The 12,699-nt window shown below is 55.5% G+C and carries 13 protein-coding genes, 2 tRNA genes and 1 rRNA gene; 6 read left to right on the plus strand and 10 right to left on the minus strand.

The features are described 5' to 3' along the window. Window positions 1-115 precede the first annotated feature (115 nt). Entirely contained in the window at window positions 116-1,216 is a 1,101-nt protein-coding gene (locus ABLV52_RS12790) for an AI-2E family transporter (protein ID WP_348890462.1), read from the plus strand. A 28-nt stretch (window positions 1,217-1,244) separates the two neighbouring features. Here ABLV52_RS12790 and eamB read toward each other — a convergent pair whose 3' ends face one another. Continuing rightward, window positions 1,245-1,835, minus strand: a complete 591-nt coding sequence (gene eamB, locus ABLV52_RS12795) for a cysteine/O-acetylserine transporter (RefSeq protein ID WP_348890463.1) — start codon at window positions 1,833-1,835, stop codon at window positions 1,245-1,247. Between the two features lie 103 nt (window positions 1,836-1,938). On the opposite strand from eamB, the gene ABLV52_RS12800 reads away from it, so the two are divergent. Continuing rightward, a complete protein-coding gene (locus ABLV52_RS12800; protein ID WP_065813146.1) occupies window positions 1,939-2,820 on the plus strand; it encodes a LysR family transcriptional regulator in 882 nt (293 codons plus the stop codon). A 59-nt stretch (window positions 2,821-2,879) separates the two neighbouring features. On the opposite strand, the gene ABLV52_RS12805 is transcribed toward ABLV52_RS12800, so the two are convergent. Both ABLV52_RS12805 and dnaQ read right to left on the minus strand, forming a co-directional pair. Further along, a tRNA-Asp gene (locus tag ABLV52_RS12805) sits at window positions 2,880-2,956 on the minus strand. A 133-nt stretch (window positions 2,957-3,089) separates the two neighbouring features. Beyond that, a complete protein-coding gene (gene dnaQ / locus ABLV52_RS12810) occupies window positions 3,090-3,821 on the minus strand; it encodes a DNA polymerase III subunit epsilon (RefSeq protein WP_004204621.1) in 732 nt (243 codons plus the stop codon). 64 nt (window positions 3,822-3,885) lie between these two features. On the opposite strand from dnaQ, the gene rnhA reads away from it, so the two are divergent. After that, window positions 3,886-4,353: a ribonuclease HI gene (gene rnhA / locus ABLV52_RS12815; RefSeq protein ID WP_048334094.1), complete on the plus strand. Its 468-nt coding sequence runs from the start codon at window positions 3,886-3,888 to the stop codon at window positions 4,351-4,353. Here the strand turns inward: rnhA and ABLV52_RS12820 are convergent. After that, window positions 4,350-5,072: a class I SAM-dependent methyltransferase gene (locus tag ABLV52_RS12820; RefSeq protein WP_004204619.1), complete on the minus strand. Its 723-nt coding sequence runs from the start codon at window positions 5,070-5,072 to the stop codon at window positions 4,350-4,352. The genes rnhA and ABLV52_RS12820 overlap by 4 nt on opposite strands. Window positions 5,073-5,104: 32 nt before the next feature. On the opposite strand from ABLV52_RS12820, the gene gloB reads away from it, so the two are divergent. Continuing rightward, window positions 5,105-5,860, plus strand: coding sequence for a hydroxyacylglutathione hydrolase (gene gloB, locus ABLV52_RS12825; RefSeq protein ID WP_086076313.1), 756 nt, complete (start codon window positions 5,105-5,107; stop codon window positions 5,858-5,860). Window positions 5,861-5,931: 71 nt separating this feature from the next. Next, window positions 5,932-7,299, plus strand: coding sequence for a murein transglycosylase D (mltD, locus tag ABLV52_RS12830; RefSeq protein ID WP_348890464.1), 1,368 nt, complete (start codon window positions 5,932-5,934; stop codon window positions 7,297-7,299). Between the two features lie 59 nt (window positions 7,300-7,358). Here mltD and ABLV52_RS12835 read toward each other — a convergent pair whose 3' ends face one another. The 3 genes from ABLV52_RS12835 to ABLV52_RS12845 all read right to left on the minus strand — a co-directional run bounded on the left by ABLV52_RS12835 (window position 7,359) and on the right by ABLV52_RS12845 (window position 10,309). Further along, entirely contained in the window at window positions 7,359-8,129 is a 771-nt protein-coding gene (locus ABLV52_RS12835) for a class I SAM-dependent methyltransferase (RefSeq protein ID WP_023288497.1), read from the minus strand. Between the two features lie 89 nt (window positions 8,130-8,218). Further along, complete coding sequence (locus ABLV52_RS12840; RefSeq protein ID WP_072096514.1) at window positions 8,219-9,016, minus strand: endonuclease/exonuclease/phosphatase family protein; 798 nt, start codon at window positions 9,014-9,016, stop codon at window positions 8,219-8,221. A 102-nt stretch (window positions 9,017-9,118) separates the two neighbouring features. Then, entirely contained in the window at window positions 9,119-10,309 is a 1,191-nt protein-coding gene (locus tag ABLV52_RS12845) for an MFS transporter (RefSeq protein ID WP_048334092.1), read from the minus strand. A 104-nt stretch (window positions 10,310-10,413) separates the two neighbouring features. Here ABLV52_RS12845 and yafC point away from each other — a divergent pair, with 104 nt between their 5' ends. Then, the gene (gene yafC, locus ABLV52_RS12850) at window positions 10,414-11,319 is read left to right on the plus strand and encodes a DNA-binding transcriptional regulator YafC (RefSeq protein WP_023288494.1); all 906 of its coding nucleotides are present in this window, start codon (window positions 10,414-10,416) and stop codon (window positions 11,317-11,319) included. A gap of 32 nt (window positions 11,320-11,351) precedes the next feature. On the opposite strand, the gene dkgB is transcribed toward yafC, so the two are convergent. The 3 genes from dkgB to rrf form a co-directional block, all read right to left on the minus strand. Continuing rightward, window positions 11,352-12,155, minus strand: coding sequence for a 2,5-didehydrogluconate reductase DkgB (dkgB, locus tag ABLV52_RS12855; RefSeq protein ID WP_348890465.1), 804 nt, complete (start codon window positions 12,153-12,155; stop codon window positions 11,352-11,354). A 164-nt stretch (window positions 12,156-12,319) separates the two neighbouring features. Beyond that, window positions 12,320-12,396, minus strand: a tRNA-Asp gene (locus ABLV52_RS12860). Window positions 12,397-12,453: 57 nt separating this feature from the next. After that, window positions 12,454-12,569: ribosomal RNA gene (rrf, locus tag ABLV52_RS12865) — 5S ribosomal RNA — on the minus strand. Window positions 12,570-12,699 lie beyond the last annotated feature (130 nt).

The following is a 12,699-nucleotide window of genomic DNA, read 5'->3' on the forward strand; positions in this document are numbered from 1 at the left end:
GAGATCATTTTCAATTAACTTCTGCGTTGTAAACGCATGACTTTTCTGTTGCCAGCTTGTTTTGTTGAACCCGGCTGAGCGTTGGCGTATGCATATTTTATGAGCGTAATGGAAAATGGATAATAATAATCTTCAGTTAATAGAAAAACGGCTGGTCACCCGCTTTCTCGATATGTTTATTCGGTTCAGTCTTATTCTGGCGCTGGCCTCATTCTGTTTTACCGTCTTTTCTCCCTTCGTCAATATGATGCTCTGGGCGTTGATTCTGGCCGTGGCGCTCTATCCTTTACATCAATATTTTGCCGGGCTTTTCGCCGGTAAACAGGGGCTGGCGTCGGTGGTGCTGGTGCTGTTAGGTATTTTACTGATTATTATCCCCACAGTGCTGATGATCACCTCGCTGGCGGAAAGCGCCAGCGCGATGATCGACCGGATGGGCAGCCAGAGCTTTACCATTCCCCCACCCTCTTCACGAATTGCCTCTTTACCGATCGTTGGCGAACGGCTTAGCGCTCTGTGGATGCGGGCGTCCGTGGATCTGCCAGGATTGCTCAGCAATTACCGTTCGCAAATTGGCGATATTGCCAAACAGTTCCTCAGCATATTAGCCAGCATGGGCGGCGGGCTGATTGGCTTTATTATTTCGTTTATCGTCTCGGGTATTATGATGGCCTGGGGCGCGGCGGGCGCCATCAGCGCGCAGCGTATTGCCATCCGTATTACCGATGAGAATAAAGGCGTGACCCTCACCCGCCTGTGCACCAGCACCATCCGCGCGGTCGCCCAGGGCGTCATCGGGGTGGCACTGATCCAGGCGCTGCTGGTCGGGGTGATCATGCTGATGGCCAGCATCCCCGCCGTCGGGATCTTCTTTATACTTGCCCTGATCCTCGGCATTGCACAGGTGCCGGTGATCCTGGTGACGGCCCCGGCCATCGCGCTGATGTGGAGTCTCGGCACCCACAGTACCGGAATGGATATCTTCTATACTGTCCTGCTGATCGTCGCCGGTATGGCCGATAACGTCCTCAAACCACTGCTGCTGGGGCGCGGAGTCGATGCGCCAATGCCCGTGGTGCTGCTGGGCGCCCTTGGCGGAATGGCCTCTAACGGCATTCTCGGTATGTTCCTCGGCGCCACCCTGCTGGCCATCGGTTACCGGATCTTTATGACCTGGGTAAATGAAGGGCAAGCCGCCCTGCCGCAGGATAAATAACCGCAGGGGAGCGTTACGCTCCCTTAATTCATTCCATAAACATTCGTACCGCGCACCAGACCAGCAGCAGCGCCAGCAGCAGATTTAACCCTCTTCCATGGCGTTCGAACACCGGCTGAAACAGCTGACCGGCCAGCGCCCAGCAAAGATTGCCGGCAACGCCTATTACTGATAGCAACAGGCTTATCATCACCAGCCAGAATGGCTCGCGAGTCACCGGCAGAACAAAGGTCGACAGGGCCGTGATGCCGTACAGGATAATTTTTACATTCACAAACTGCAGCCCCAGGCTGGCCCAGAAGCTGACAGGCCGCTCCTCCTGCCCACCGCTGGCCGGGTCGCTGCGCGCAATGTGCCAGGCCAGCCACAGGACATACCCCGCGCCGACCCAGCGTAGCAGGGAGGTTATCCCCTCATCCAGGGTAACGAGAGTGCACGTCAGCCCGGCACAAATCAGCATGATGCTCACAAACCCCAGGCTCATGCCGGCCAGAACCCGCATGCTCCGTCGAAGGCCGTGCGCGGTGACGCTGCTCAGCGCCAGAATATTATTCGGCCCGGGCGTCAGGGCGGTGATCAGGGTGTAAGTTAAAAAGGCGCTAATCAGGGTAGGTGTCACGTGTTTTCTCCTCTTGACTGGCAGACAGTACCCGAAGCTGATAATTTAAAAAAATGAATGTTTTTTCATTCTGAATTCGAGAATGTCGATATAAAGAGGAAATATGGATCTGCGACGCTTTATCACCTTCAAAACGGTTGTCGAAGAAGGATCCTTTCTGCGCGCCTCGCAGAAACTGTGCTGCACCCAGTCCACCGTAACCTTTCATATCCAGCAGCTTGAGCAGGAGCTTGCTATCCCGCTGTTTGAGAAAATTGGCCGGCGGATGTGTCTCACCGCCGCCGGTAAAAATGTCCTGCCGCACGTCTACGATCTGACCAAAGTGATGGCGTCGATTCGCCAGGCGGCGCGCCAGGACGATGAACCCGGCGGCGAACTTCGCGTCGCCACTGGTGAAACCCTGCTGGCGTACAAAATGCCGCCGGTGCTGCAGCGTTTTAAGCAACGCGCCCCGAAGGTCCGCCTGTCACTGCAGTCGCTCAATTGCTACAGCATCCGTGATGCGCTGCTCGCTGACGAAGTCGACCTGGGGGTGTTTTACCGGGTTGGCAACGATGATGCGCTCACCATGATGGAACTTGGCCCGCAGCCGCTGGCGCTGGTCGCGTCAGTCGATCAGGCGCCGGTCGACTTCCTGCGCCCGCGGCAGCATATCCCATTGAGCTTTATCATCAACGAGCCCCAGTGCGTGTTCCGGCAGATTTTTGAAAGTACCCTGCGCCAGCGCGGCATTACCATGGAGAACACCATCGAACTGTGGAGTATTGAAAGCATCAAGCAGTGCGTGGCGGGCAATCTGGGGGTGAGTTTTCTGCCGCGCTTTGCGGTAGAGGAGGAACTCAAACGCGGGACGCTGGTCGAGCTGCCGTTCAGCGAGACGCCGCTGACGATCCATGCGCTCTGCGCCCATCACACCGGGAAGGCAATCAGTCCGGCGATGCGGGTATTCATGCAGTGTATGCAGGAGGAACAAGAGGCGCGCTGAAATTCGGCGACGAAAACGACGAAAGCCTGAATCATTGCTGATTCAGGCTTTCTGAATAGTGGCGGAACGGACGGGACTCGAACCCGCGACCCCCTGCGTGACAGGCAGGTATTCTAACCGACTGAACTACCGCTCCGCGTTGTTGTTCCGTTGGGAACGAGGCGAATATTACGGATTCCCCTCTACCCCGTCAACGCTTTTTCTACCGTTTTGAATCGTTTGCTGCAAAAATCGCCCAACCGCCTACTTTTAATCCATTTTAGTGGTTATCAGGCACGCCACAGGCAGCTTCCGCCTTTCTTTTGTACCAGATCGAGGCGGGATTCATGGTTCACCAGCTCTTCATCAGAGGCATAAACCACCCGTAACTGACTGGCGGCGCGAACGACGCGCTGAATCCCCATCTCACCTGCCTGCTGCTGGCTTTCGCCTTCCATAGAGAACGCCATCGACGTCTGGCCGCCGGTCATCATCAGATAGACATCGGCAAGGATCTGGGCATCGAGCAGTGCCCCGTGCAGCGTACGCTTGCTGTTGTCTATTTCGTAGCGCGAACATAGCGCATCCAGACTGTTGCGCTTGCCGGGAAACATTTTCCGCGCCAGCGCCAGACTGTCGGTGATTTTACAGAAGGTCTCGGTTTTCCCGATCCCGCGGTTCAGCTTACCGAACTCATAATCCATAAAACCGATATCGAACGAGGCGTTATGGATCACCAGCTCCGCGCCGCGGATGTAATCCATAAATTCATCGGCCACGTCGGCAAAGGTGGGTTTATCCAGCAGGAATTCGTCGGCGATCCCATGCACGCCGAACGCCTCCGGATCCACCAGCCGATCGGGCTTGAGATAGACGTGGAAATTGTTACCGGTCAGGCGGCGGTTAATCACCTCCACGGCGCCGATCTCAATGATCTTGTGTCCTTCGTAGTGCGCCCCGATCTGGTTCATACCGGTGGTTTCGGTATCGAGAACAATCTGGCGCGTAATTGCAGTGCTCATCGCGGTCATTTATGTCAGACTTATCGTTTACAAATCGATTTCAATTACAGGAAGTCTACCAGAGATGCTCAAACAGGTAGAAATTTTCACCGACGGCTCTTGCCTGGGAAATCCAGGACCCGGCGGTTACGGCGCCATTATGCGCTACCGCCAGCACGAAAAAACCTTTAGCGCCGGCTACCGTCTGACCACCAATAACCGCATGGAACTGATGGCGGCGATCGTCGCCCTCGAAGCGTTAAAAGAGCATTGCGAGGTGGTGCTCAGCACCGACAGCCAGTATGTCCGCCAGGGGATCACCCAGTGGATCCACAACTGGAAAAAGCGCGGCTGGAAAACGGCAGAGAAAAAACCGGTAAAGAATGTCGACCTCTGGCAGAGGCTGGACGCCGCGCTTGGCCAGCATAAGATCAAATGGGAGTGGGTGAAGGGCCACGCCGGCCATCCAGAAAACGAACGCTGCGACGAGCTGGCCCGCGCGGCGGCCTCCCATCCCACTCAGGACGACCTCGGCTACCAGCCGGAGAGCTAATTCTGCCCCTTGCGCCACTGCCGGGTGGCGCCTACTGCCGGCCGCAGCTGGGTTTTCGCTTTCCCTGACTTCATCGGATTAAGGGTGAGCGGAATAGTCCGTTTGCGGGCGACAATCAATTGCAAACAGCCCAGCGCTGGCAGATGGGTGCTCAGCAGTTTGCCGCCATGCCGCGACCAGGGTAAAACCTGATAACGCCCATAATGCAGCACTTCAAAGTTGAGCAGCGACAGCCAGTCCAGCTGGCGCATCAACGTAAACATACGGCTGTTGTACGGCGTGCCTTTGCGCAGCACCGGCACCAGTTTACGCAATCCCATCAGGCTCACCGGATTAAACCCGGTCAGGATCATCCAGCCATCATCGATCAGGACGCGATCGGCCTCCCGTAGCAGGCGATGCGGATCGCTGCACCACGGCAGGGTATGCGCCAGCAGGCAGGCGTCGACGGACTTTTCGGCAAAGGGCAAATGCAGCGGGTCGGCCCGGACCTGCATTGGGTTTCCCGCCAGCGAGACATTCACCTGGTGCGAGATGGCGCAAGCTTCGGTATTGATTTCCGCGCTCAGATTGCCAATCTTAAGCAGATGAAAGCCATATAATTTAGCCAGCCACGGCTTCATCTGCTGCTCCAGCGTTTCGCGATAGTATTCGCCCCACGGCATACTGGACCAATGCTCAGGCGCTGTCACTGTATGAGGTATCCTTGCCGGCTTCATTGCCACCTTCCGCTACGCTTTAGAGGTAATTTATGAATCTTATCAGTATTCCCGCGTTTCAGGACAACTACATCTGGGTTCTCACTGAGAATCACGGCCGCTGCATCATCGTTGACCCGGGCGAGGCCGCGCCGGTTCTGGCGGCAATCGAGGAAAACCAGTGGCAGCCCGAGGCCATTTTACTGACCCATCACCATCAGGATCACGTCGGCGGCGTAAAACAATTACGTGAAAAATTCCCCTCTCTGGTGGTTTACGGGCCGGCAGAAACCCAGGATAAGGGGGTTACTCAGGTAGTAGACGATGGCGATCGGCTGTCAATTCTCGGGGTCGATTTTTCCATTTTCTCCACGCCAGGTCACACATTAGGACATATCTGTTACTACAGCGAACCTTATCTGTTTTGCGGCGACACGATGTTCTCCGGCGGCTGCGGAAGGCTGTTCGAAGGCACTGCAGAGCAGATGTATCAATCATTTATGAAGATTAACGCCCTTCCTGAAGAAACCCTTATATGTTGCGCACATGAATATACGTTAGCGAATATGAAGTTTGCGTTGAGTATCCTGCCTGATGATAGGGACATAAACGATTACTATCATAAAGTTAATGAGTTACGTGCAAAAAAACAAAAGACACTACCCGTAATTCTGAAAAACGAGCGGCGTATAAATTTATTTTTACGGGTAAATGATATTGATTTAATTGACAAAATTAACAAAGAAACAAAATTGCAACACTCTGTGGCGCGATTTGCGTGGTTAAGGTCAAAGAAAGACGAATTCTGATATTTAATTCTTGTCATCGGCTAACTTCGCCGTTATCCTTGGTCGTCTTTTAAGCAACTATTGACACACACATGAAGGCACGAGCGATATTATTCGCCTCTGTCCTGCTGGTGGGGTGCCAGGCGTCTAAGCACGATGGCACCGTCGAACAGCGAGCACAGAGCCTTTCTGCGGCTGGTCAAGGGGAAGCAGGCAAGTTCACAAGTCAAGCGCGCTGGTTAGATGATGGAACCTTCTACGCGCAAGACCAGGATCTGTGGACTTCCATAGGCGACGAGCTAAAGATGGGAATACCGGATAACCCCCGGATTCGCGAGCAAAAACAGAAGTACTTAAGAAATAAGAGCTATCTCCACGATGTAACTTTACGGGCAGAGCCGTATATGTACTGGATAGCCGGGCAGGTTAAGAAACGTAACATGCCAATGGAACTGGTATTACTACCCATAGTGGAGAGCGCTTTTGACCCACACGCGACGTCTGGCGCCAATGCCGCAGGCATCTGGCAGATCATTCCGAGCACAGGGCGCAATTATGGTTTAAAACAGACCCGCAGTTACGATGCGCGTCGTGACGTTGTCGCATCGACTACCGCGGCGCTGGACATGATGCAACGTCTGAACAAAATGTTCGACGGCGACTGGTTGTTAACGGTTGCGGCATATAACAGCGGCGAAGGTCGGGTCATGAAGGCAGTGAAAGCGAACCGTTCGCGTGGCAAACCCACCGATTTCTGGTCGCTATCTCTGCCGCATGAAACGAAAGTCTACGTACCGAAAATGCTGGCATTGAGCGACATCCTCAAAAACAGCAAACGTTACGGCGTAAAGTTGCCTACGGCTGATGAAAGCCGTGCGCTGGCGCGCGTTCGCCTCGACAGTCCGGTTGATATTTCTCAGCTCGCGGATATGGCCGGTATGCCGGTCAGCAAGCTGAAGACCTTCAACGCCGGCGTAAAGGGGTCAACGCTGGGCGCTAGCGGGCCAAAGTACGTCATGGTGCCGCAGAAACACGCAGCCCAGTTGCGTGAATCGCTGGCCTCTGGCGACATTGCCGCCGTACAGCCGACGCAGCTCGCGGATAATACGCCGCTGACCAGCCGAAGCTATAAGGTGCGTTCCGGCGATACCATTTCCGGGATTGCTTCCCGTCTCGGCGTCACGACCCGCGATCTGCAGCAGTGGAATAACCTGCGCGGCTCTGGATTGAAGGTTGGACAGAACCTGGTTATCGGCGCCGGCAACAGCGCGCAGCGTCTGGCGAATAACAGCGATAGCATCACCTATCGCGTTCGCAAAGGTGATTCGCTGTCGAGCATCGCCAAACGTCATGGCGTTAATATTCGCGACGTCATGCGCTGGAACAGCGATACCGACAATCTGCGGCCTGGCGATCAGCTAACGCTGTTTGTGAAAAACAGCGATCGACCAGAGTCCTGATACGTCAGGGTTCGATAAAAAGGCACCGACTTCCCCCGGTGCCTTTTTTGTTGTCCGTATTAAACCGCTTTATGCGCTTCAAACATGATGGTATCGCTGGTAAAGGAACCATCCTGCTGTAACTCAAAGTAGGCTTTCACCTCCGCCGAGGCGCTCTGCTGGTATAAACGAATCGCCTCCACCAGCGGCTCAGGGGTACGCATCCGCGCCACCCACGAACTGAACTCCAGCGGCAGGCGATCGGTCAACAGTTGATTAATCACCAGCCCCGCCTCCGTCGCCAGCGTCAGCCACTCGCCGCTGGAATAATTACGCACGTGCGAGGTATCGCGCAGGGCTTCCACCGTCTGCAGCCAGACATCACGCACCACATGGCCCGGCGACATCACGTCCATTACGATCATCACCCCACCCGGCTTGAGGACACGTTTCACCTCACGCAGCGCCTGGCCAACGTCATGCCAGTGATGAGCAGAATAGCGGCTGATAACGATATCAAAGCTGGCATCAGCGAACGGCAGCGTTTCGGCATACCCCTGCTGGGTCACGATATTGCTAAAACCTTTCTCCTTTGCCGCGGCGGCAACGACCTCCAGCATCTGGCTCGATAAATCATAGGCGGTCACCTCGGCAACCTGTCCCGCCGCGGTAAAGCTGGCGTGCCCTGCCCCGCAGCCCATATCCAGCACTTTCGCCTGAGGAAAATCAGCCAGTCGTTCCGCCAGCCGCTGCAGATCGCGACCAGAGGCGTGCACGGCGCTGGTCAGATAGGCGCTGGCCTGGGAGCCGAACTGCTTTTCGACGTTGTCATGGTGAGAGCGTGTTGTCATGTTGTCTTGTCCTTACGGTTTTTTGAGTAATAAAAGGCAGCACCATGCATGCGCAGGCCTGCCCCATGGCAGGCCTGACCAACCTTAAATTAATCAGGCTTGCCGGGACTGAATTCGACTAGTAGCGGGTTGTGGTCGGAGGCGCGGGTTACCAGCACGGAAGCATCGTGCACGCTTAACCCACGGTAGAACACAAAATCGAGCGGGCGACCAAACGCGCGGCGGCGCTGATCGTCCGGGAAACGAACTTCACGCAGCGACATCTCGCGTGCAAAGCGGTACAGGGCGTTCATCCGCGGGCGGCTCCAGGCATTGAAGTCGCCGGCCATGATCACCGGCCCGCTGTGATGGGCGATCTGATCGCCAATCGGCAGCAGCTGTTTGCTGTAGACGTCGACGCCAAGGCTGAAGTTAACGGCATGGATATTGACCACCATTAACAGCCGCGCATCGGGCAGCGGATAGACAGTCACTAATGCTGATTTAGGCAGACGCAAAATAGGTTCACGTTCGCGCAATGGGCAGCAATAGATAGGATGGGCGGAAGCCAGCGTCATCACGCCGGAAGGATGCTGCGGCAGCACCAGCGCAGGCACCTGATCGGCGGCCAGATAGTTGGTGGTCGCGAACCTGACCAGCTCCGGCGTCGTCTGCGCCTCCTGCAACAGGACTAAGTGCGCGTCTTTGCCAAAATTCTTAAGGACCGACTGCCACTCTGCGCGCTGCTGTTTGAAGATATTCCACACCAGCACGCGGATTTTCTCATCGCTGCTTAACGGCGTGCCGGCGGGATAAACCGGACTCACGCCCGCAAACGCCCCCGGAGGCAATATTCTCTCCGCAGGTTGTCCGGCGACATAGCGCATGGCGTAGGTGTTCTTTCGCAATTTGGGCATTAATCCTCGATAACAGAAACCAGCCCGACGACGACTGGTTATTCTGTTATAGGGATTTTCCCATACACTTTCAATGCAAATTGCGAGAAACCCTTAGCCTTCGGGAGAAAGCGCTGCCGAACGGCGTGGCAATTTATCTAAACGTCCGCTCAGGACCACCAACAGCAAAGCGACCAGCACAATCACCGCGCCAATCCACGGCGTCTGCGCCAGACCGTACCGCTCGACCGTCTGTCCGCCGACGATCGACCCCAGCGCGATGCCGACGTTGAAGGCGGCAATATTCAGGCCGGATGCGATGTCGACTGCCCCGGGGGTGTACTGCTCTGCTTTTTGCACCACGTACACCTGCAGGCCCGGCACGTTGCCGAAGGCGAAAACGCCCATCACCAGCACCGTTGCCAGCGCGGCATAGTGAATGCTGGCGGTCAGCTGGAACACCAGCAGCAGCACAACCAGCGCGGCGAAGATAAACTTCAGCGCGGAGACGGCGCCATGCCTATCGGCCAGTTTGCCGCCCCATACGTTGCCAATAGCCACCGAGACGCCATAGCCCAGCAGGATCCAGCTCACGGCTGACGGGCTGAAGCCGGCCAGCTCCTGCATCATCGGCGCAAGGAAGGTAAAGGCGGTAAACACGCCGCCATAGCCCAGCGCGGTAATGGCATAGATCATCAGCAGGCGCGGATGGGTTAAGACTTTCAGCTGATCGCGCAGGCTGGCGCTGGCGCGGCCCGGGATATTATTCGGCACCAGAATCAGACTGCTGATAAGCGCAATCACCCCCAGAATCGATACCGCGAGGAACGTTTCCCGCCAGCCAAAATGCTGACCGATGAAAGTCCCGAATGGCACCCCGGTCACCAGCGCGACCGTCAGGCCGCCGAACATAATGGCGATAGCCGAGGCTGCTTTCTCTTTTGCCACCAGGCTGGTGGCGATTGTCGAGCCAATAGAGAAGAACACGCCGTGTGCCAGACCGGTCAGCAGGCGCGCCAGGATCAGCGTTTCATAGCCCGGGGCCTGCCAGGCCAGCACATTACCCGCCGTAAACAGGACCATCAACGCCAGCAGCAGCTGTTTACGCGGCATACGCCCCGTTAGCGCCGTCAGCACCGGGGCGCCGATCGCCACGCCCAACGCATAGATAGAAACCAGCAGGCCTGCCGACGGCAGCGAAATAGAGAGTTGTTGGGCAATCGTCGGGACCAGGCCGACAATCACGAATTCAGTGGTGCCAATTGCGAAGGCACCGATGGTTAAGGCAAATAGCGCCAGTGGCATAATTTACTCCGTAGCATCAGGATTAAGATGACACGTAGTATGAAGGGTTGTATAAATAACAAAAACTATCAAAGTATCAATAGAATTTTGCTACAGGTGCAATAATGAGAGCCACATCCGAGGAGATCGCCATCTTTGTGGCGGTAGTGGAAAGCGGGAGTTTCAGCCGGGCGGCCGAACAGCTGGGTCAGGCCAACTCTGCCGTCAGCCGGGCAGTCAAAAAGCTCGAGTCCAAGCTTGGTGTTAGCCTGCTCAATCGGACCACCCGTCAGCTCAGTCTGACAGAGGAAGGCGAGCGCTATTTTCGCCGGATGCAGGTGGTATTGCAGGAGATGGCGGCGGCAGAAAACGACCTGCTGGAAACGCGCACGACGCCGCGGGGCCTGCTGCGGGTGGATGCCGCGACGCCGGTGATGCTGCATTTTCTCATGCCGCTGGTGAAGCCATTTCGCGAGCGTTACCCGGAAATGACGCTGTCGCTCGTGTCGTCAGAAACATTTATTAATCTGATTGAACGAAAAGTGGATGTGGCTATTCGGGCCGGAACCTTAACCGATTCCAGCCTGCGCGCCCGACCGCTGTTCACCAGCTATCGGAAAATCGTCGCCTCGCCAGAGTATGTTTCGCGCTACGGCGTGCCGCAGCATCCGTCAGATCTGAAACAACATCAATGTCTGGGCTTCACTGAACCCGTCTCTCTGAACACCTGGCCGGTATCCTGTTGCGATGGTCAGTTGTTAGAGATTGAGGCGGCGGTATCATCGAACAGTGGTGAAACACTCAAGCAACTGTGTCTGACCGGGAACGGTATTGCCTGCCTGTCGGATTATATGGTGGATAAAGAGATAGCCAGTGGGGAGTTTGTTGAACTACTGGCCGACAAACGTTTGCCGGTGGAGATGCCTTTCAGCGCGGTGTACTACAGCGATAGAGCCGTCAGCACACGTATCAGGGCGTTTATTGATTTTCTGAGCGAACACGTAAAACAGCTCCCGAAGGAGCTGTCGTAGTACCCTCTGATGGGCATACCGGAAGCAGGAGATTAATCCCACTGCGGCGCCAGACCTTCCGGGCTCACCAGCCGATCGTTGCAATCCAGTGCGGCGATCGCCTGGCGATCTTCATCATCCAGCTTCAGATCCAGCGCTTTCAGGTTGCTGGCCAGGTTCTCACGCTTCGTCGAGGACGGGATCACCGCGTACCCCTCGCCCATCGCCCATGCCAGGATAACCTGCGCCGGAGTCGCATTATGTTTCGCCGCGATACGGGCAATCACCTCATCTTTCAGCGCCTTACCGTAGGCCAGGGTCATGTAGGAGGTGATATGGATACCGTGCTCATGCGCCCAATCGACGACTTTACGGTTTTGCAGATACGGCGAAAGCTCAATCTGATTGGTAGCAATGTTTTCAGCGCCAACGGCGGCAATCGCGCGCTCCATCAGTGGAATAGTGAAGTTGGAGATACCGATCTGACGGGTCAGGCCGAGCGCCTTCGCTTCCATCAGAGCAGCCATAAACTCTTCAACAGCTACCGCATCATTCGGTGACGGCCAGTGGATCAGCGTCAGATCAACATAGTCAGTGCGTAGCTTCTGCAGGCTCTCTTGCAGGCTGGCGATCAGCTTGTCTTTGCTCAGGTTTTCGATCCAGATTTTGGTTGTGATGAACAGCTCATCACGCGGCACGCCGCTCTCAACGAGAGCCTGACCCACCGCGGCTTCGTTGTCGTAGATTTGCGCGGTGTCGATAGTACGATAGCCCAGCTCCAGCGCGGTTTTTACGGATGCGATAATAACATCATCTTTCAGACGGAAGGTGCCAAGACCAAATGCAGGGATTGCCATGTTTTTCCTCGTTATTTGTTCATTTCGGTTAACGAATGAAATTATGGCTGATGGTGTGGTGGGGAAAAAGAGCGATTAATGCAGAGGATTTTTGCTGATTTAGCAATAATCGGAAACAGATCAAACAAAAAAGCCCTGAGCAGATGCTCAGGGCTCTTATTAAGTGGCGGAACGGACGGGACTCGAACCCGCGACCCCCTGCGTGACAGGCAGGTATTCTAACCGACTGAACTACCGCTCCACCGAATTTTTTCGCTTTATTACCACCGGTTGTCACCCCGGCTTACTGCAATTTGATGCCTGGCAGTTCCCTACTCTCACATGGGGAGACCCCACACTACCATCGGCGCTACGGCGTTTCACTTCTGAGTTCGGCATGGGGTCAGGTGGGACCACCGCGCTAGTGCCGCCAGGCAAATTCTGTTTTATCAACACGTCCTGCGGACGCATCGATTAATCTGTATCGAAGCTGAAAATCTTCTCTCAATCCGCCAAAACATCTTCGGCGTTGTAAGGTTAAGCCTCACGGTTCATTAGTACCGGT

The organism is Klebsiella sp. GB_Kp056 (genome assembly GCF_040064755.1).
Lineage (GTDB): Bacteria > Pseudomonadota > Gammaproteobacteria > Enterobacterales > Enterobacteriaceae > Klebsiella > Klebsiella quasipneumoniae.

Excerpts from the sequence above, each read along its gene's own strand:
- dnaQ (WP_004204621.1), bottom strand. The coding sequence starts at position 3,821 with ATGAGCACTGCAATTACGCGCCAGATTGTTCTCGATACCGAAACCACC.
- yafC (WP_023288494.1), top strand. The coding sequence starts at position 10,414 with ATGAGAGCCACATCCGAGGAGATCGCCATCTTTGTGGCGGTAGTGGAA.
- rnhA (WP_048334094.1), top strand. The coding sequence starts at position 3,886 with ATGCTCAAACAGGTAGAAATTTTCACCGACGGCTCTTGCCTGGGAAAT.
- ABLV52_RS12820 (WP_004204619.1), bottom strand. The coding sequence starts at position 5,072 with ATGAAGCCGGCAAGGATACCTCATACAGTGACAGCGCCTGAGCATTGG.
- ABLV52_RS12790 (WP_348890462.1), top strand. The coding sequence starts at position 116 with ATGGATAATAATAATCTTCAGTTAATAGAAAAACGGCTGGTCACCCGC.
- ABLV52_RS12845 (WP_048334092.1), bottom strand. The coding sequence starts at position 10,309 with ATGCCACTGGCGCTATTTGCCTTAACCATCGGTGCCTTCGCAATTGGC.
- gloB (WP_086076313.1), top strand. The coding sequence starts at position 5,105 with ATGAATCTTATCAGTATTCCCGCGTTTCAGGACAACTACATCTGGGTT.
- dkgB (WP_348890465.1), bottom strand. The coding sequence starts at position 12,155 with ATGGCAATCCCTGCATTTGGTCTTGGCACCTTCCGTCTGAAAGATGAT.
- ABLV52_RS12800 (WP_065813146.1), top strand. The coding sequence starts at position 1,939 with ATGGATCTGCGACGCTTTATCACCTTCAAAACGGTTGTCGAAGAAGGA.
- ABLV52_RS12835 (WP_023288497.1), bottom strand. The coding sequence starts at position 8,129 with ATGACAACACGCTCTCACCATGACAACGTCGAAAAGCAGTTCGGCTCC.
- mltD (WP_348890464.1), top strand. The coding sequence starts at position 5,932 with ATGAAGGCACGAGCGATATTATTCGCCTCTGTCCTGCTGGTGGGGTGC.